This window comes from Caldichromatium japonicum (assembly GCF_011290485.1).
In the GTDB taxonomy this organism is placed as follows: domain Bacteria; phylum Pseudomonadota; class Gammaproteobacteria; order Chromatiales; family Chromatiaceae; genus Thermochromatium; species Thermochromatium japonicum.
Genome location: NZ_CP048029.1, coordinates 822,425 through 841,722, shown reverse-complemented (window position 1 = coordinate 841,722; position 19,298 = coordinate 822,425). Strand labels below are relative to the sequence as shown.

Annotated in this window: 19 protein-coding genes; 15 read left to right on the top strand and 4 right to left on the bottom strand. The window is 60.9% G+C overall.

Translation table 11 applies throughout. The features are described from left to right. Positions 1-11: 11 nt before the first annotated feature. The 4 genes from GWK36_RS04125 to map form a co-directional block, all read right to left on the bottom strand. Positions 12-392, bottom strand: coding sequence for a hydrogenase expression/formation protein (locus GWK36_RS04125; RefSeq protein WP_166270083.1), 381 nt, complete (start codon positions 390-392; stop codon positions 12-14). Between the two features lie 271 nt (positions 393-663). Then, a complete protein-coding gene (locus GWK36_RS04120; protein WP_166270082.1) occupies positions 664-1,062 on the bottom strand; it encodes a hypothetical protein in 399 nt (132 codons plus the stop codon). Next, on the bottom strand, positions 1,040-3,622 hold the full coding sequence (gene glnD / locus GWK36_RS04115; RefSeq protein ID WP_166270081.1) for a [protein-PII] uridylyltransferase: 2,583 nt from the start codon (positions 3,620-3,622) through the stop codon (positions 1,040-1,042). Before glnD ends, GWK36_RS04120 begins: the two co-directional genes overlap by 23 nt. Before the next feature lie 138 nt (positions 3,623-3,760). Next, positions 3,761-4,504 (bottom strand): type I methionyl aminopeptidase, encoded by a 744-nt coding sequence (gene map, locus GWK36_RS04110; protein WP_246237664.1) that lies wholly within the window; start codon positions 4,502-4,504, stop codon positions 3,761-3,763. A gap of 363 nt (positions 4,505-4,867) precedes the next feature. Here map and rpsB point away from each other — a divergent pair, with 363 nt between their 5' ends. The 15 genes from rpsB to rnhB all read left to right on the top strand — a co-directional run bounded on the left by rpsB (position 4,868) and on the right by rnhB (position 19,298). Further along, on the top strand, positions 4,868-5,584 hold the full coding sequence (rpsB, locus tag GWK36_RS04105) for a 30S ribosomal protein S2 (RefSeq protein WP_210756907.1): 717 nt from the start codon (positions 4,868-4,870) through the stop codon (positions 5,582-5,584). 110 nt (positions 5,585-5,694) lie between these two features. Further along, positions 5,695-6,582: a translation elongation factor Ts gene (gene tsf, locus GWK36_RS04100; protein WP_166270078.1), complete on the top strand. Its 888-nt coding sequence runs from the start codon at positions 5,695-5,697 to the stop codon at positions 6,580-6,582. 27 nt (positions 6,583-6,609) lie between these two features. After that, the gene (gene pyrH / locus GWK36_RS04095) at positions 6,610-7,332 is read left to right on the top strand and encodes a UMP kinase (protein WP_166270077.1); all 723 of its coding nucleotides are present in this window, start codon (positions 6,610-6,612) and stop codon (positions 7,330-7,332) included. Position 7,333: 1 nt separating this feature from the next. Further along, positions 7,334-7,891 (top strand): ribosome recycling factor, encoded by a 558-nt coding sequence (gene frr / locus GWK36_RS04090; protein WP_166270076.1) that lies wholly within the window; start codon positions 7,334-7,336, stop codon positions 7,889-7,891. A gap of 91 nt (positions 7,892-7,982) precedes the next feature. After that, positions 7,983-8,702, top strand: a complete 720-nt coding sequence (uppS, locus tag GWK36_RS04085; RefSeq protein ID WP_246237785.1) for a polyprenyl diphosphate synthase — start codon at positions 7,983-7,985, stop codon at positions 8,700-8,702. Next, positions 8,686-9,540 carry a phosphatidate cytidylyltransferase gene (locus tag GWK36_RS04080; protein WP_166272441.1) on the top strand — a complete coding sequence of 285 codons (855 nt, stop codon included), beginning with the start codon at positions 8,686-8,688 and terminating at the stop codon, positions 9,538-9,540. The genes uppS and GWK36_RS04080 overlap by 17 nt, the downstream gene beginning before the upstream one ends. Before the next feature lie 4 nt (positions 9,541-9,544). After that, positions 9,545-10,732, top strand: coding sequence for a 1-deoxy-D-xylulose-5-phosphate reductoisomerase (gene ispC, locus GWK36_RS04075; RefSeq protein WP_166270074.1), 1,188 nt, complete (start codon positions 9,545-9,547; stop codon positions 10,730-10,732). Positions 10,733-10,848: 116 nt separating this feature from the next. Beyond that, the gene (rseP, locus tag GWK36_RS04070) at positions 10,849-12,219 is read left to right on the top strand and encodes an RIP metalloprotease RseP (protein WP_166270073.1); all 1,371 of its coding nucleotides are present in this window, start codon (positions 10,849-10,851) and stop codon (positions 12,217-12,219) included. A 146-nt stretch (positions 12,220-12,365) separates the two neighbouring features. Beyond that, positions 12,366-14,630 (top strand): outer membrane protein assembly factor BamA, encoded by a 2,265-nt coding sequence (gene bamA / locus GWK36_RS04065; protein ID WP_166272439.1) that lies wholly within the window; start codon positions 12,366-12,368, stop codon positions 14,628-14,630. 8 nt (positions 14,631-14,638) lie between these two features. After that, positions 14,639-15,190, top strand: a complete 552-nt coding sequence (locus GWK36_RS04060; RefSeq protein WP_166270072.1) for an OmpH/Skp family outer membrane protein — start codon at positions 14,639-14,641, stop codon at positions 15,188-15,190. 26 nt (positions 15,191-15,216) lie between these two features. Further along, a complete protein-coding gene (gene lpxD, locus GWK36_RS04055) occupies positions 15,217-16,263 on the top strand; it encodes a UDP-3-O-(3-hydroxymyristoyl)glucosamine N-acyltransferase (RefSeq protein ID WP_166272437.1) in 1,047 nt (348 codons plus the stop codon). A gap of 68 nt (positions 16,264-16,331) precedes the next feature. Continuing rightward, entirely contained in the window at positions 16,332-16,772 is a 441-nt protein-coding gene (gene fabZ, locus GWK36_RS04050; RefSeq protein ID WP_210756906.1) for a 3-hydroxyacyl-ACP dehydratase FabZ, read from the top strand. Then, the gene (lpxA, locus tag GWK36_RS04045) at positions 16,769-17,539 is read left to right on the top strand and encodes an acyl-ACP--UDP-N-acetylglucosamine O-acyltransferase (protein WP_166270070.1); all 771 of its coding nucleotides are present in this window, start codon (positions 16,769-16,771) and stop codon (positions 17,537-17,539) included. Before fabZ ends, lpxA begins: the two co-directional genes overlap by 4 nt. Continuing rightward, positions 17,539-18,702 (top strand): lipid-A-disaccharide synthase, encoded by a 1,164-nt coding sequence (gene lpxB / locus GWK36_RS04040; RefSeq protein ID WP_166270069.1) that lies wholly within the window; start codon positions 17,539-17,541, stop codon positions 18,700-18,702. Before lpxA ends, lpxB begins: the two co-directional genes overlap by 1 nt. Then, positions 18,699-19,298, top strand: coding sequence for a ribonuclease HII (rnhB, locus tag GWK36_RS04035; protein ID WP_166270068.1), 600 nt, complete (start codon positions 18,699-18,701; stop codon positions 19,296-19,298). Before lpxB ends, rnhB begins: the two co-directional genes overlap by 4 nt.

Genomic DNA, 19,298 nt, shown 5'->3' with positions numbered 1-19,298 from the left:
CGGCATGAAAATCATGCGCGATAGGCGTGCAAACGATTATCCAAGCGGGCGAGTGATTCGGCGAGGTCATCCGGACTTGGCTGAAGGATGGCAGGGACTGCCGCGACCTCGATCTGGCGGCTCAATACTCGGCCCTCGGTATCCTGATGGCTCAGCCACCAGACCCCGGGGATGGCGGTCTCGCACACCAGGGTCGGCCCGAGGGCCTCGACGCGCGCTTCGACCTCACCCCGTCCGAGCACCGACTCAAGCATCTGTATCTCGGCAGGACCGAGCAGAAGGGCCTGAAGCTCGATGCGCGTCTCCTCCCTTTGGGCGATCAGGCGCCCCAGGGCATGGCGAATCTCTTGGAGGAGTGATAATGCCAGGGCGCTTGGCTCCTCCACCTGCATCGGACGTTCAGTCGGGCAAGACCCAACCATCGCTACCCCCCCTTCTGAAAAACCTGATGTCATTTTAGGCGAGTTCAAGGGTGGCTGTTTTGATCTCGCTCAGCATTTCAGCATGTTATGAGGGACTGAAATGACCGATCAGGACTGCGGGCCTTTGCCTAGGGTCGTTAGGTTGACCAAGGGGCCCCGATGATCCAGGCAGGTACCTTCTAGACGACCGAACGGCGCCTTTTGCGCGGATACCGAGGAGCCTGGGGTGTCTCCTGGGCCTTCAATAGCCGCGGAAATACCACAGATTGTCCCAGTCTGGGGGATGCAAGGGCAGATGCCCAGGGGGGGCAGTCGGTTCGGAAGAGGGGAGCCAAGGGGTGGCAAAGCTCCAGCCGCTCCAGGGTTCTGGGCCGAGGCGACGAAAGGCGGCGCGCTCCTGTTCGATGCGTTCCTGACGCTCGGCACGCCGCTGCCTGAGATCCTCCTCCCAGGCGCGGCGCTGGGCGCGGACCTCATCGAGCCAAGGGAGAACCTGCTCGGGGTGAGGCAGGCGACCACCGGGGTCGGTGAGCAGGGGCGGCTCGGTCTGGGCGGATGCAGGCCAGACCGAGAGACCCAGCCAGACGCAGGCGCCCAGGAGACACCAAATGTATCTTTCAAGCCACTTCAAGACGCTCATGGATCGCGTGCCTCACGCACTCCAAGACCTGCTCGCAGGTGACCGGCGTATCCTCGCGGGTAGTGATGAAAAACACGTCATCGACCTCGGCGCCGATAGTGGTGATCTTGGCGTTCTGGAGCCGGATGCCGCAATGCTCGAAGATGGCACCGACCTCAGCCAAAAGGCCCGGCCGGTCGCGGGTGGTCAGGCGCATGATGGTCCGCTGGTTAGGCAGGTCTAGGGCGAAATCGACCTGGGTCTGGACCGGAAAATGGCGATGCCGGCGCGAGAGGGCGCGCGAGACCTGGATCTGTCTCGAGGATGGATCAGCAAGCAGATCCCTCAAGGTCCCACGCACCTCTTCGAGCCGCTGCGTACTCAAGGTGATCCCTTCATGTTCGAGGACATGATAGCTGTTCACCACCCAGCTGTCGGCGGTGGTCATGATACGGGCATCCATAATATTGAGCCCCATCTGGTCAAGCGCCGCCGTGGTCTGGGCGAAGAGGTGATCGCGGTCTTTGGCATAGATCAGGATCTCGCTGCTGCCGCGGGGGGTAAGCGCTCGGACCTCGACCAGAAAGGGGGCATCGGAGTCGGCCTTCAGGATGCGCTGCGTCTGCCAGGCGATCTCGTCCGGCGAGTTATAGAGAAAGAAATCTCGATTAAAGCGCTGCCAAAGCCTGTGGCAAGACTCTAGATCGATACCATGTCGCAACAGCAGGCGCCGACCCTCATCCTGTTTCTGGGCGATGAGCTCCTCTTGGGCCTCTGGGTGATCGAGCCCGCGCAAGAGGGCGCGGCGGGCGTTGTAATAAAGCTCGCGTAAGAGGGCATCGAGCCAACTGTTCCAGCGCGCTGGGTTGGTCGCCCGCGCATCGGCCACGGTCAACAGATATAGATAATCGAGCCGGACGGGGTCGCCGACAAGTGCGGCAAAGGACTGGATGACCTCGGGGTCGCTGATGTCCTTGCGTTGGGCGGTCATGGACATGACCAGGTGATGCTCGACCAACCAGGCGACCAGGGCGCTGTCATAGTCGCTCAAACCATGCAACCAGCAAAAGGCCAAGGCCTCCTCTGCGCCCAGGAGCGAATGATCCCCGCCCCGCCCCTTGGCGATGTCGTGAAAGAGACCCGCGAGATACAGGAGCTCAAGCTTGGGGATATGCTTGGCCACGGCGGTACAGAGCGGAAACTCCTCGCCGTATTCAGGGAGCACAAACCGTCGCAGGTTGCGCAAGAGCATCAGGGTATGCTCGTCGACCGTATAGACGTGGAAGAGGTCGTATTGCATCCGTCCGACGATATTGGCGAAGGCGGGGATATAGGCCGCGAGGACCCCATAGCGATTCATGGCAAGCATGGCGCGGGTGAGGCCCTGGGGCTCGCGCAGGATTTCCATGAACAGGCTGCGCGCGCGGATGTCGGCGCGAAAGACGTCATCGATGCGGTGGCGGTTTTCGCGGATCAGGCGAATGGTGCTTGCGCGGATGCCCTTGAGCTCAGGATGGAGTTGAAGCAGATGGCAGGCCTCGAGCAAGGCAAGCGGCGTGCGCCGAAAGACCTCCGGACTGATTACCTCAAGATAGCCGTTGCGCGCCTGGAAACGGCGGTTGATCGGGACCGGCGGCTGGTCATCGGGTAAGAGGATCGCCTCGGCGAAGAGCTGCAACAGCATCTCGTTGAGCTGGTTGAGCTCCTGGACAGTGCGATAGTACTGCTGCATGAACTGCTCGACGGCGAGGTTGTTGTCGCCGTCGCGAAAGCCGAACTGCAAGGCCAGGGTGCGCTGATAATCGAACAGCAGGCGATCCTCATGCCGTCCTGCCAACCGATGGAGGGCGAAGCGGATGCGCCACAGCAGGGTCTCGCCACCGATCAGGGTCTGATGTTCAGAGGCAGTCAAAAATCCCTGCGCCACCAGCTCATGGAGGTCCTTGGCGCCGAAGTGCCGCCGCGTCACCCAGCCGATCATCTGGATGTCGCGCAGTCCGCCGGGATTCTCCTTGATGTTGGGCTCGAGGTTATAGGCGGTGTCGCCATATTTTTGCCAGCGGGCACGCTGCTCCTCGAGCTTGGCGGCGAAAAACCGGGCGCTGTCCCAGATCCGGTCGGGGCCGGTCGCCGCCTGCATCCGGGCAAAGAGCACTTGGGAGCCTGCCAGGTGGCGTGCATCGAGCAGGCTGGTCATGAATTGGATATCGGACCCCGCGGCGCGAACACAATCTGCGACGGTGCGGACGCTGTGGCCGACCGCCAATCCGATGTCCCACAGCAGGGTGATGAATTGCTCGAGTGCCGCCGTCAGCTCATCCTGAACGGCGTCCTCAATCAGGATCAGAAGATCGACATCGGAGGCCGGATGCAACTCGCTGCGCCCATAGCCGCCGACTGCCACCAATGCGGCTCTGGGGTCCTCATCCAGATAAAGCCTCCAAGCGTCGCCCAAGATCGAGTCAATGAGCGCACTGAGCCGCTGCACCAAGACGCGGACCGGCATGCCTTGTTCAAAGGCGCGATAAAGCACTTCCTTGCCAATACGCAGCCGCTCCTTAAAGGCGGACCTTATTTCCATTATTGAGGCGTATGCCTGAGTGGGACCTGTGCTCCAGGAGGCAATCCCCTGCTACCCCCTCATGATGGATCGAGACGGATAGATCGCCCCGCTGGTGCATGGCCGGCACCAATGGGGTGAGACAGATCTTTTTTAGGGTCATGATGCGGCACGAACAGCACGCTCGGCAGCCCCCAGGGTTAGGATCTCGTATCCGTTTTCGGTGACCAGGATCGTATGTTCCCATTGGGCCGAAAGGCTATGGTCCTTGGTGACCACGGTCCAGCCATCGGGCAAGACCTTGATGAAACGCTTGCCAGCATTGACCATGGGCTCGATGGTAAAACACATCCCGGGCACCAGGCTCATACCTTCCCCTGGCCTGCCGTAGTGCAGGATTTGGGGCTCCTCATGAAACGCCTCGCCGATCCCATGCCCGCAGTATTCGCGGACTATAGAGTAACCGTGTGCCTCGACATGACTTTGGATGGCGTGCCCAATATCGCCGAGCGTCGCGCCAGGACGCACGACACTGATACCGCGCAGCATCGCTTCCCGCGTCACGCTGACCAGACGTCGCGCCAGGATGGAGGGCTCGCCGACAAAATACATCCGGCTGGTATCGCCGTGATAGCCATCCTTGATCACAGTGACGTCGATATTGACGATGTCGCCTTTCTTAAGCCGTTTGTGATTCGGGATACCATGGCAGACCTGATGGTTGACCGAGGTGCAGATGGACTTAGGGAAACCTCGATAATTCAAAGGGGCCGGGACGGCCTGTTGCTGATGGACGATATAGTCGTGACAGATCCGATCCAGTTCCTCGGTGGTGACACCGGGCTGGACATAGGGCTCGATCATGTCGAGCACATCGGCGGCCAGGCGTCCGGCAACGCGCATCTTCTCGATCGCCTCAGGGCCTTTGATCTGGACCCTTGGCCTACGATTTGCGGCATCCACGATGATTGTTGTGCTCAGGCTGAGGTGGGGCATTTGCCCATGTGTAAGCAGTTATGGTATAAAAGGAGCTATGCCGTCGCAATCGAGCTATAGGGGAAGCAGGACGGCGGCAGCAAAGGCATCACTACTTTCGATTCGGCTATGACAATATGGCCGCGTCTATCCTAAATCCCCTTGTCATCGGCATTTATCCACACACGCACCGTCACAGACGGCGGGGTGCCCACTCGGGTCGCCGCCTGGGGTGCGTGGAGGCTCAACCCAACCCTGATGGAAGCTTTAAAGACCGTGAGCGAAGTCACCATGCGCGATATGCTGGAGGCCGGCGTCCATTTCGGCCACCAGACCCGTTACTGGAACCCAAAGATGGGTGCCTATATCTTCGGTCAGCGCAACAAGATCCATATCATCAACCTAGAAAAGACCCTGCCGCTGTATCGCGAGTCGCTCCAATTCATGAACCGGCTGGCCGCTGAGGGCGGCAAGATCCTCTTCGTCGGTACCAAGCGCGCAGCGCGCGATGCGATCCGCGAAGAGGCCGAGCGCTGTAGTATGCCCTATGTCAATCACCGTTGGCTTGGCGGCATGCTGACCAATTTCAAGACGATCCGCCAATCGGTTAAACGCCTCAAAGACCTGGAGGCGATGTTCCAAGACGGCAGCATCGAGCGTTTCAATAAAAAAGAGGCGCTGATGCTAGAGCGCGAACTCAATAAGCTTCAGCAAAGCCTCGGCGGAATCAAGGAGATGGAACGCCTCCCCGATGCCCTGTTTGTGATCGATGTTGGCCATGAAAAGATCGCCGTCACCGAAGCCAACAAGATGGGTATCCCGGTGATCGGGGTCGTTGACACCAATAACGATCCCAGCAATGTTGATTATGTCATTCCAGGCAACGATGACGCCATCCGCGCCGTGCGCCTGTATATCGCCGGGGCTGCCGATGCCATCCTTGCGGGACGAGACCTGGCCGCAGCTCAGGTCGGGCGCGAGGCCGAACTGATTCGCGAGGAGGCCTAAGGCATTCATTCATGCGCCGCACGGGGCATGCTTAATGATCTGCGCTGCTGCCGAGCGGCGTTCCCCCCTCCCCCCCCCCCCAGAATCCAGACCCTTGAGGTATGTTGAACATGGCGACGATCTCAGCCGCATTAGTGAAGGAGCTGCGTGAGCGCACCGGCGCCGGCATGATGGAATGCAAGGCCGCGCTCACGGAGGCCAATGGGGACATCGAGGCCGCGATCGAGGCAATGCGCAAATCAGGCCAGGCCAAGGCCGCCAAGCGCTCCGGACGGACCGCCGCAGAGGGCGTGATCGTGATCCGGGTCGCGGCAGACGGCAAAAAGGCTGTCATGGTCGAGGTCAATTGTGAGACCGACTTTGTGGCCAAGGACACCAATTTCCTGGCCTTTGCCGATGCCGTGGCTGCTGCCGCACTTGCCGGCAGTGCCAAGGATGCCGCTGCCCTGGCGGCTGAGTCTCTGCCGGACGCAGGTATGACCGTAGAGTCCGCGCGCGAGGCCCTGATCGCCAAGATCGGCGAAAACATCCAGGTGCGGAGGTTAATCCGCTTTGATGCGGCCGTCGGCCAGATCTATAGCTACCGGCATGGGACCCGCATCGGGGTATTGATCGAACTTGTCGGCGGGCATGAAACCCTGGGACGAGATTTGGCCATGCACATCGCTGCCAGCAACCCGCTGTACGTCACCGCCGATGAGGTCCCGCCCGAGACCCTGGCCAAGGAACGCGAGATCTTCAAGGCGCAGGCACTGGCCAGCGGCAAACCCAACGCCATCGCTGACAAGATGGTCGAGGGCCGGGTGCGCAAGTTCTTCGAGGAGGTCACCCTGGTCGGCCAGCCATTTGTCAAAAATCCAGAGCAGAGCGTCGGTGATCTGCTCAAGCAGGCAGGCGCCAGCGTGCGCCGTTTTGCCCGTCTCGAGGTCGGCGAGGGGATCGAAAAGAAGGTCGAGAACTTCGCCGAAGAGGTCATGGCCCAGGTTCGGGCGAGCTGATCATCCCCCGAGGCGAGTTCTAGAGTTATGGCCGCATCCGCCTATCGACGCATCCTGCTCAAACTCAGCGGTGAGGCGCTCATGGGCACAGGTCCCTGCGGCATCGACCCAGAGATCTTGGAGCGCCTGGCCGCCGAGGTGCGCGGGCTGGCCCGCGCCGGTACCCAGGTGGCCCTGGTGATCGGCGGGGGCAATCTCTTTCGTGGTGCCGGACTTGCAGCGCACGGCATGGACCGGATCGTCGGCGATCAGATGGGCATGCTGGCCACGGTGATGAATGCCCTGGCGATGCAGGATGCCCTGGATCGCCAGGGGCTCGCGGCGCGGGTCATGTCGGCGATTGCTATCGAGCAGGTCTGCGAACCTTATGAACGCCGCCGTGCCATCCGTCATCTCGAGGCTGGGCGGATCGTGATCTTCGCCGCCGGCACGGGCAATCCTCTATTCACCACCGATTCTGCCGCCAGCCTGCGCGCCATCGAGATCGGTGCCGATCTGTTGATCAAGGCCACCAAGGTCGATGGGGTCTATTCCTCAGATCCTCTGACCGATCCCGCTGCCGTCTTTTACCCGCGGCTGAGCTATGATCAGGCACTGCGCGAGGGATTACAGGTGATGGATGCCACCGCCTTGGTGTTGTGTCGGGACCATGCCATGCCGCTGTGGGTCATGAATATCAACGAGCCGGGTGCCTTGGCACGTCTGATGCGCGGCGAGGCGGTCGGTTCACTAGTCACGGTTGGATGTTGACATGATCGAAGACATCAAAAAGGACGCTGCCGATCGCATGGCCAAGAGTGTTGAGGCGCTGACCCATGAGCTAGCCAAGATCCGCACCGGCCGCGCCCACCCTTCCCTCCTCGACCATCTCACGGTGTCTTATTACGGCTCAGAGGTCCCCCTCCGCCAGGTCGCCAACATCAGCGCCGAGGATGCGCGCACCCTGCTGGTCACTCCTTGGGACCGTAACATGGTCCAGGCGGTGGAAAAGGCGATCATGCAATCCGACCTAGGGCTGAACCCCAATACCGCAGGGACCGCCATCCGCGTCCCCATGCCGCCCCTAACCGAGGAAAGGCGGCGAGACCTTATCAAGGTCGCGCGCAACGAGGCCGAGCAGGCGCGGGTCGCCATCCGTAACATTCGCCGCGATGCCAATCATCATCTCAAGGAACTGGTCAAGGACAAGCTCATCTCGGAGGACGACGAGCGGCGTGCCCAAGAGTTGATCCAAAAGCTCACCGACCAATACATCAAGGAGATCGATACCGTACTCGCCGAGAAAGAGCAGGACCTGATGTCGATCTAAAACGCAAGCCTCCAACCGATTCCACGTGAACACCGATCCAGACGTCACGCGCTTGTGTGACCCGCGTATCCCCAGGCACGTCGCCATCATCATGGATGGCAACGGGCGTTGGGCGCGTCAGCGCGGACTGCCGCGCACTGTCGGGCACCGCGAGGGGGTCAAGAGCGTGCGCGCCGTGGTCGAGGAAAGTATCCGCCGCAGGGTCGAGATCCTGACCCTCTTTGCCTTCAGCAGCGAGAACTGGCGGCGCCCGCCTTCCGAGGTCAATGTCTTGATGGAGCTTTTTATGAGCGCGTTACGCAGCGAGACCCGCCGGCTCCACGAGCATCAGGTGCAGCTGCGGGTGATCGGTGAGCGCAGCGCCCTACCCGACAAACTCCAGCGGCGGATCGCCGAGGCTGAAGACCTCACAGCCGGCAATACCCGGCTTCACCTCCAGATCGCGGCCAACTACGGCGGACGTTGGGATATCACCCAGGCCGTGCGCCGAGTGGCTGCCGAGGTCCATGCGGGGCGGCTTGACCCTAGTGCGATCGACGAACGGCTGTTCGCCCATCATCTTTCCTTTCCTGATCTCCCCGAGCCGGACCTTTTCATCCGCACCGGTGGTGAGCAGCGCCTGAGCAACTTCGTGCTCTGGCAAGCGGCCTATGCCGAGCTGTATTTTACCGAGATACTCTGGCCGGATTTTGATGCCGCGGCCTATGGCCAGGCGCTGGATGACTATGCTCGGCGCCAGCGTCGCTTTGGACATACGGGTGAGCAGATCCAAGCTGGTCTCTGGTCATTGCCCGATGTCTGTGTCGGCTGAAACCTCCGCAGCGAACAACCTGCGTCTGCGCACCCTGACCGCGTTATGGCTGGTGCCCTTAGTGGTCGGTGCTGTACTCGGCCTGCCGACTGCTGGACTAGCGGTCTTTTTTGGCGTCTTCATGCTCATCGCCGCCTGGGAGTGGTGTGCGCTGGCCGGGGTCGGCGACCCAGTCGCGCGCACCTTTTATCTGATCTTAGTGGTCGCGCTCCTGTTACTTCTGTGGCATTGGCCAGCCTTGACCTGGACCCCGCTGTTGGCGGCGAGCCTGGTTGTCTGGGCCTTCCAGATCCCGCACATCTTACGTACCCGCACCATCGACCCCGCCTTGGGTGTCCAGCCCGCCCTGTTGTTGAAGGGGCTGCTGATCCTCAGCGCGACCTGGGCGGCGATCCTTAGCCTACACCGCCTCCCGACGGTTGGCCCAGCATTGGTCATATCCTTTCTGTTCTTGATCGCAGGTGCCGATTCGGCGGCCTATTTCGTCGGGCGGCGCTGGGGGCGGGTCAAGCTCGCCCCAGCGATCAGCCCGGGTAAGACTTGGGCAGGATTTTACGGAGCCCTGGCAGGTTCGGCCCTGATCGGCCTGGGTACCAACCTGTGGCTGGGGCTTCCCCTTGTGAAGGCGTTCATAATCTTGCTGATTTGTCTCTTGGCGGTCATGCTCTCGGTCATCGGCGACCTCTACGAGAGCCTGCTCAAACGCCGTCGTCATCTCAAGGATTCAAGCCAGATCCTCCCCGGCCACGGGGGGCTCTTGGACCGGATCGATAGCCTGACTGCCGCCGCCCCGCTCTATGCCTTGGGGATGTCCTGGGTCTTGACTGACTGGAGTTGAAAGCGTGATTGGCGTGACCGTATTAGGAGCCACGGGTTCCATCGGCGTTAGCACGCTCGATGTGCTAGCGCGTCATCCTGACCGCTTCCGCGCGGTGGCCCTGACCGCCAACCGCGATGCCGAGCGCCTGGCCGAACAGTGCCGCCGGCATCGTCCGCACTATGCCGTGATGGCCGATCCCCAGGCCGCGGCGCGTCTAGGCGAGTTACTTGCCGACCTACCCGATCCCCCCGAGATTCTCTGCGGTGTGGAGGGTCTCGAACAGGTCGCCGCCCTCCCCGAGGTCGATTATGTGATGGCGGCCATCGTCGGCGCAGCGGGCCTGCGTCCAACCCTTGCCGCAGCGCTGGCCGGCAAGCGGGTTCTATTGGCCAACAAGGAATCCTTGGTAGTTGCCGGCGAGCTGTTGATGCGGGCCGTTGCAGATAGCGGGGCACAACTGTTGCCTATCGACAGCGAGCACAACGCCATCTTTCAGTGTCTGCCGCCAAACTTCAGCGACGGCCTGGCCCAGGTCGGCGTGCGGCGCATTCTGCTGACCGCCTCGGGCGGACCCTTCCGCACCTGGCCGATCGACCAACTCGCTTTGGTCACCCCCGAGCAGGCCTGCGCCCATCCAACCTGGGACATGGGGCGCAAGATCTCGGTCGATTCGGCCACCATGATGAATAAGGGCCTTGAGGTCATCGAGGCCTGTTGGCTGTTCGGCACCGACACCGACCACATCCAGGTCGTGATCCATCCGCAGAGCGTCATCCATTCCCTGGTGCAATACGAAGACGGCTCGGTCCTGGCCCAGCTCGGCAATCCCGACATGCGCACCCCCATCGCCCATGCAATGGGTTGGCCAGAGCGCATCGCCTCGGGCGTGACCCCGCTCGACCTCTTTGCCATCGCCCGCCTCGATTTCCATGAACCTGACCTGGATCGTTTTCCCTGTCTGCGCCTGGCCTATGAGGCGGCGCGCGCCGGCGGCACAGCGCCGGCGGTGCTCAATGCCGCCAATGAGATCGCCGTAGCCTCCTTCCTGGAGCGGCGTATCCCCTTCACCCGCATCGCGGAGGTGGTCGCTGGGACCCTAGATGCCTTGCCGTCCGAAACCATGGATAGACAGGGGCTTGAGTTCCTGCTTGAGGTCGATCGGCGTGCCCGGGCGCAGGCCGAACGCCTGGTACAACTCCAGGTACATTGAGGGGATGAGCCCACCAGCTACCCTTAGCCCCTGCATCACCTGATTGCCCCCTTGGGGACGGCACTCCGATCCCTCATCTTCCCGAGATCATTCGACCCTGAGTCCGGACGCACCCAATGAATACACTCTGGACCCTCGCCGCCTTTCTGCTGACACTGGCGATCCTCATTACCGTACATGAGTTTGGCCATTTCTGGGTGGCGCAGCGCCTGGCTGTCAAGGTGTTGCGTTTCTCCATCGGCTTTGGCCGCCCGCTGTGGAGCCGGCGGCTGGGACGCGATCAGACCGAATATGTCATCGCTCTGATCCCGTTCGGTGGCTATGTCAAGATGCTCGACGAGCGCGAAGCCGAGGACCCCATCCCTGAATCCGAGCTCCCCCGCGCCTTCAATCGCCAGGCACTATGGAAACGTTCGGCGATCGTCATCGCTGGGCCGCTGTTCAACCTATTGTTCGCGGTGTTTGCCTATTGGCTGGTGTTCATGATGGGTGAGACGGGTCTCAAACCCATCATCGGTGAGGTGGCGCCCGATTCGATTGCTGCGCGCGCTGGCTTCGAGGCAGGCGATGAGTTCTTGGCGATCAGCGCGCGCCCAACCCGCACCTGGGAGGAGGTCATCCAGGCGCTGACGGTGTCGGCCTTGACCCGAGAAGACTTGAAGGTACAGGTGCGCGATCGCTCGCAAACGCTGCGCGACCGGCTGCTCCTGCGCGAGGACCTCAAGGGACTCGATGAGTCGGCGGACATCTTCGCCGAGCTGGGGATCAAGCCCTATCGCCTGCTCATCCCGGCGGTGATCGGCGAGATCGTCCCGGGCGAACCAGCGGAGCGGGCGGGGTTGCAGGTCGGGGATCGCATCCTGGCCGTCGATGGCCGACCGATCAATGCCTGGCAAGACCTGGTCGAGGAGGTCCGCCGGCGCCCTGATATGCGTCTTGTGCTGACCATCGAACGCCCTGGCGTCGGCAGCCAAACACTCGAGTTGATCACGCAGACCGCAGAACGCGATGGACAGCGGATCGGGCGTATCGGCGCCGGGGTCGAACCACGCCCTGATCTCCTAGATGCCTACCGAGTGCGTATCGAGCATGGTCCAGTCGAATCGCTGGGTCTAGCCTTGAGCAAGACCTATGAAACCAGCGCCTTGTTGCTGAAGGTCTTGGGGCGGATGCTGATCGGAGAGGGTTCGCTCAAGCATCTCAGCGGCCCGATCGGCATCGCCGAGACCGCTGGACGGACCGCGGCCTATGGCCTGGATGCCTTCATCAAGTTTCTCGCGGTGATCAGTATCAGCCTGGGGGTCTTAAATCTCTTGCCCATCCCCGTCCTTGACGGTGGGCATCTCCTCTTTAATCTGATCGAATGGATCAGGGGCAGCCCAGTTTCTGAGGAGGCGATGCTACGCAGTCAGCAGATCGGCGTCCTGCTGCTGGCGACCCTGATGACCTTTGCCTTTTATGTCGATCTCGCGCGGCTCTTGGGCTAGGCCATGACCATCCCTTATACTAAAACTCCCTTGACAGAAGCGGTCCAGCCAAACCGGATTGAAGAGGTTTAACCGTCTTGCGCGCGAAGGCCCAACCATCCTGCCGCGACCCCCAGCGCTCGCTTATACTCGCGCTCTTCCTGCTGATGATCAGCCCTGGCCTGGCCGAGGCTGAGGTCTTCAAGATCGCCGACATTCGGGTCGAGGGACTGCGGCGCATCGCCCCAGGGACCGTTTTTAACTATCTACCGGTTCAGGTCGGCAATACAGTCAGCGACGAGGTTACAGGTGGCATCATCCGAGCCCTGTATCAGACAGGGTTTTTCGATGATGTGCGGGTCGAGCGCGACCGCGACATCCTGGTCATTCGGGTGCGCGAACGCCCAGCGATCGCCGAGATCCGGATCAGCGGCAATAAGGACATCGAGACAAAGGCCCTGCAATCGGCCCTGGCCGATATTGGTCTAAAGGAGGGCCGGGTCTTCAACCGTTCGGTGCTCGACCGCATCGAATATGAGCTGGAGCGGCAGTATTTCGCACGCGGCAAATATGGGGTAGTGGTCCAATCGACCGTCTCGCCCCTGGAGCGCAATCGGATCGCCATCGATATCCAGATCGTCGAGGGGCTGACCGCACGGATCAAACAGATCAATATCCTCGGTAATCGGGCCTTTACCACCAAAACCCTGCTCAAACAATTCAAACTGGGTGCGAGCCGTTGGAACTCGTTTTATACCAAGAACGACCAGTATTCCAAACAAAAGCTCGCCGCTGATCTCGAATCATTGCGTTCGTTTTATCTCGACCGCGGCTATATCAAGTTCGAGGTCAAATCGACCCAGGTCTCGATCAGCCCTGACCGTAAAGACATCTATATCACCGTCGTGATCGATGAGGGCAAACCCTTTACCCTCAGCGACATCAAGCTCGCTGGCAATCCGCCCGTCGCGCCCGAGCGTCTATTTCCCCTGATCCAGCTCAAACGCGGCGAGCCCTTCTCGCGTAAACGGGTCACCGAAAGCGCTGAGCGGATCTCTGCCTTGCTTGGCGAAGAGGGCTATGCCTTCGCCAATGTCAACACCGTCCCCGATGTCAATGAAGACAAACAGGAGGTTGCCCTGACCTTTTTCATCGACGTAGGACGGCGGGTCTATTTACGGCGTATCGAGATGGAAGGCAATACCCGCACCCGTGACGAGGTCCTCAGACGCGAGATGCGCCAACTCGAGACCGCCTGGTTTTCGACCGATCTCGTGCGCCAATCGCGCGAACGTTTGCAACGCCTCGGCTATTTCGAAGAGGTCAATATCGAAACCCCATCAGTCGCTGGGGTCGCCGACCAGGTGGATGTCAAGGTCAAGGTCAAGGAAAAGCCTGCCGGCAGTCTGTCTGCAGGTATCGGTTTTTCGCAATCCGACGGTATCCTGCTCAATGCCAGCGTCACCCAGAATAATTTCCTGGGAACTGGTAAGCGGGTCGCAGTGGCCTTCAACAACAGTCAATCAACGACTCTATACCAATTCGGCTATACGAATCCCTACTATACCGTCGATGGCATCAGCCGCGGCTTTAATTTCTCATATCGCGAGGTCGATTATGACGAGCTCGTGGGCGCGGATTATGCCGCCGATCTCGGAAGTGCAGGGCTGAATTTTGGCTTGCCGATCACAGATACCAGCCGCGCGGGACTGGGGATCAGCTATCAATACACCGACTTCACCGCCGGTGATTCGGCGATCGCCCAGGATTTCGTCGCCGCAAATGGTCATACCTTTCATGATTTCGTCTTGACCGCCAGCTATACGCGGGATACGCGCGATAAGGCGATCTTTCCCACCCGCGGCTCGCTGCGCACCTTTCAGACCGAGTTGGCCGTGCCGGGGAGCGATCTCCAATATTACAAGGTCCGTTATGACGAGCAGCTCTATATTCCGCTGACCTCACGCTTCATTCTCGCCCTCAGCGCCAATCTAGGTTATGGCGATGTCTATGGGGACTTGAAAGAGTTGCCCTTTTTTGAAAACTTCTATGCCGGCGGGCCGAGATCGGTACGCGGCTTCAAGGCCAATACCTTGGGGCCGTGCGAGATCGAGAGCAACGATCCCGTAGGCGGCAACCTCAAGCTTACCGGCAGCATCGAACTCTTTGCGCCCGCCCCCGTGGGCGGCGAGTTCGAAAAGACCCTGCGCCTGGGCACCTTCTTGGATTTCGGTAACGTCTGGGCTACCTATGATTCCGACCTCTTGGCCCCGACCGGGTTCGATCTGGGTGAACTGCGCTATTCCACTGGCCTGTCCTTGACTTGGCTCTCGCCGATTGGGGCATTGTCGGTCAGCCTGGCCGTGCCGCTGAATGAAAAGGATGGGGACAAGACCCAAGTATTCCAATTTGGCATCGGTCAGACCTTTTGAATCGGGAGATGTGCGTGAGACCAATTGTCCTGCCATGTCTTCTGGCTGGATTCCTCGGCGGTTCGGCATCCTTAATCCAGGCGGGTGAATATCGCATCGCCGTAGTCGATCCCAACCGAATCGTCGAACAATCACCGCAATATGAGGCAGCGCGCGAAGCGCTCCAACGCGAGATCGAGGAACGCGAGCGAAGTCTGCGCGAACAGCAGGAACAGGTTGCAGCCTTACAGCGTCAGCTTGAACGCGACGGCTCATTGATGAGCGAAAGCGAACTGCAACGTCTGCAAAACGACATCCGCAGCCGTACCCGCAAGATCAAATATGCCCGCGACGAGTTCCAGGACGATTTTGCCTTGCGCCAAAGCGAGCTGCGGACCCGTTTAAGCCGGCAGGTGCAAGAGGTGGTGGTCGAACTGGCCAAGGAGCAACAGATTGACCTAATCCTCAGCGACGGCCTAGTCTATGCGAATCCACGCATCGATATCTCGGACCTGGTGATCGAACGCCTCAGACAGGAATTCGAGAAACACGGCGGACAGCGGGCAGAAGGCGCTCGCTGATGCCCTTGTCCCCCGAAAACGCCCGCATGCCCATCCAGCTCGGTGAGCTCGCTGTCCGGCTGGGGGTTAGGCTGCACGGCGATCCGCAGGCCGTGGTTAGCCATATCGCCCAGCTTGATCAAGCCGGACCTGAAAGCCTGAGCTTCCTAGGCGACCCCAGCTATCGCGTGCACCTGGCTAAGACCGGGGCTACAGCCGTCATCCTGCGCGAGACCGATGCCGCCGATGCACCTGTATCCGTCTTGATCAGCGACAATCCCTATCTCGCCTTCGCCCGCGCCGCCCAATTATTGCATCCCGACCCCGAGGTGACCGGCGGGATTCATCCTTCGGCGGTCATCGATCCATCTGCCCGCATCGATCCAAGCGCCTGGATTGGCCCCCTGACGGTGATCGAGGCTGGTGTACTCATCGGCCCGCGCGTCTTCGTTGGTCCGGCCTGCATCCTTGGTGAGGGTGTTTCGGTTGGTGCTGATAGCCGATTGGTGGCGCGCGTAACCCTCTGTGCCCGCACCCAGGTCGGTCAGCGCGCCCTCATCCATCCTGGGGCGGTGATTGGGCGAGCGGGCTTCGGCTTCGCCAAGGATGGTGAGCGCTGGGTGCGCATCCCGCAGATTGGACGCGCGGTGCTCGGGGACGATGTCGAGATCGGCGCCAATACCACGGTCGATCGTGGCACCATTGGGGACACGGTTATCGGCAATGGGGTCAAACTCGACAATCACATCCAGATCGGGCATAACGTCGTCATCGGCGACCATACTGCCATGGCCGCCAATACCGGTATCTCGGGTTCGACCCACATCGGGCGCAACTGTACCCTCGCTGGTGCCGTCGGCATGGCCGGGCATCTGGAGATCGGTGACAATGTCCATTTTACAGGGATGGCTATGGTCACCCGCTCATTTAAAGAAGCGGGTGTCTATAGCAGTGGAATACCCGCAATGCCAAACAGGGACTGGCGGCGCACCGTGGCGCGCATCAAACAGCTTGATGAGCTAGCGCGCCGGATCAAGCAACTTGAGCTCTCGCTTGCCGCTATGAATGCAACACATACCCAAAGGGGGTCCTGATGGATGGACCCGAGCTGAAATCGGCGGATGCCATAGGCCATCTCGATCATCTGGCGACAGCCAGTCCGATGGATATCCATCGCATCCTTAGACTGCTGCCCCACCGTTATCCCTTTTTGCTGGTGGATCGAGTCATCGATTATCAGGTCAATGACTATCTGATCGCACTCAAGAATATCACCTTCAATGAACCATTTTTCACCGGCCATTTCCCGGTCCGTCCAGTGATGCCAGGGGTGCTAATCGTCGAGGCCATGGCCCAGGCGACAGGGCTCTTGGCGATGGCCTCGCGTCCGGACCTGGTCGGTGAAAGATCGCTCTATTATTTCGTCGGCATCGACAAGGCGCGTTTCAAGCGTCCAGTCGAGCCGGGCGATCAGCTCATCATGGAGGTGCGACTGGGACCGGTACGCCGCGGCATCTGGAAGTTCGACGGCGAGGCGCGCGTCGATGATAAGGTCGTCGCCACCGCTGAGATCATGTGTACGGCGCGGGATTTCGAGGCTTGATCCACCCTACCGCCCTGGTCGATCCGGGGGCTGAGCTTGATTCAACCGTCCAGGTCGGTCCCTATGCCGTGATCGGGCCAGCAGTCCAGATCGATGCGGGGACCTGGGTCGGACCACATGCGGTACTTAAGGGCCCGACGCGGATCGGGCGCGACAACCGCATCTTTCAGTTCGCCTCGGTGGGCGAGGACCCCCAGGACAAGAAATACGGCGGTGAGCCGACCTGGTTGATCATGGGCAACCGCAATCAGATACGCGAGTTCGCCACCATCCATCGCGGCACCGTCCAGGACCAGGGGGTAACCCGCATCGGCGACGATAATCTCTTCATGGCCTATACCCATGTCGCCCATGATTGTCGTATCGGCAGCCAGGTGATCCTTGCAAACGCGGCATCCCTGGGTGGACATGTCGAGGTCCAAGATTGGGCGATCTTGGGTGGGTTTGCCATCGTCCACCAGTTTTGTCGCATCGGGACTCATGCCTTTTGCGCCATGGGCGCGGTGATCACCCAGGACGTTCCGCCCTATGTCAGGGTCGCCGGGCACCCTGCCCAACCGCATGGGATCAATACTGAGGGACTGCGGCGGCGGGGTTTCACTGCCGAGACCATCCAGGCGATCAAGCGCGCCTATCGCACCCTTTATCATGCCAACCTCAGGCTGGAAGAGGCGCTGGTGCGGCTCCAGGCGATGGTCGAAAACACCCCCGAGTTGCAGGTATTGGTCGAGTTTATCCAGCAGGAAGGCCGTGGACTGATCCGCTGATGGGCCAGCCGGTCGAAACACCGCTTGTCATCGGTCTGGTGGCCAATGAGCCCTCGGGCGACCAGCTCGGCGCTATGCTGATCCGCGCCATCCGCGCCCTACGCCCCGATGTCCGCTGTATCGGTATTGCCGGCTCCAGGATGCAGGCGGCGGGCTGCCAGACCCTATTCGACATGGAGCATCTATCGGTGATGGGTCTGACCGAGGTCTTGGGTCACTTGCCAGAGCTCTTGCGGCTGCGCCGGCAGATTGCGGAGTATTTCGCTGCCCATCCGCCAGCGGTCTTCATCGGGATCGATGCGCCGGATTTTAATCTCGGGCTTGAGACGTGGCTGCGCGCCCGCGGCATCAAGACGGTACATCTAGTCAGCCCCACCGTCTGGGCCTGGCGAGCTGGTCGGATCAACAAGATCCGCCAGGCGGCCGATCGGCTGCTCTGCCTGTTTCCCTTTGAAGAGGATTTCTTGCGCCAACATGGTGTGCCAGCGTTCTATGTCGGCCACCCCTTGGCTGATGTGATCCCCCTCGAGGTCGAGCAAACCCAGGCCCGCGCAGAGCTGGGGCTGCCGCCCGATACACCGGTCATCGCTTTATTGCCTGGCAGTCGTCTCAGCGAGTTGAGCCGCCTGGCGCAGCCCTTCATTGAGACCGCGCGGTTGTGCCTTGCTAGCCGCCCTGAACTGCGGTTCGTCGTCCCTCTGGTCAATGCCCGATTGCGCGATTATTTTGCAGCCGAGCTTCAGCGCCTCGATCCACGACTACCGGTGACCCTTCTCGATGGCCAAAGCCATACCGCGATCGCCGCCGCCGATGCCGTGCTCACCGCCTCAGGGACCGCGACCCTGGAGACCCTCTTGCTCAAACGCCCGATGGTGGTGGCCTATCGCCTGCATCCCCTCTCCTACTATCTGGTCAAATGGCTGCGGCTGATCAAGATCCCCTATGTGGCCATGGCCAATCTGCTGGTCGGCAAAGCCTTGGCACCTGAGTTTCTCCAGGAGGATTGTCGGCCCGAGCGAATGGCCCCTGCCCTGCTCGCCTATCTGGATCACCCTGAACAGGTTGGCGCGATCCAAGCCGAATATCGACGGGTCCACGAGAGGCTCAGGTGCGATGCCGCAGCGACAGCGGCGCAGCGCATCCTAGAACTGGTTGGGACATGAATCTCGGGGTCCATCCCCCAGACACCGGACTCCAGGGCCTGACTGCTGGGGTCGATGAGGCCGGACGCGGGCCCTTGGCGGGGCCGGTCTGCGCCGCGGCTGTAATCCTTAACCCCCGGCATCCCATCGCAGGGATCGCCGATTCCAAGACACTCAGCGCCGTTCGCCGCGAGCAGCTTGCCGCTTTGATACGAGACCAGGCCCTTGCCTGGTCGATCGCCTGGGCCAGCGTCGAAGAGATCGATCGCCTCAATATACTCCGGGCCAGCCTACTCGCCATGCAGCGGGCGGTGGCCGGCCTTAAGCTGAGCCCAACACAGGTCCTGATCGACGGCAACCACTGCCCTGCCCTGCCTCTGCCTGTCGAGGCGGTTGTGGGCGGCGATCGGTTGGTCCCAGCGATCAGCGCGGCCTCCATCCTTGCCAAGGTCGCGCGGGATCGATTCATGGTCGAGCTCGATGCTCAATGCCCTGGTTACGGTTTTGCCAAGCATAAAGGCTATCCTACGGCCGAACATCGGGCGGCGATCGAACGTCTGGGTCCCAGCCCTTATCACCGCCTCAGCTTTCGCCTGCACGTAAAAACCGACCAATAA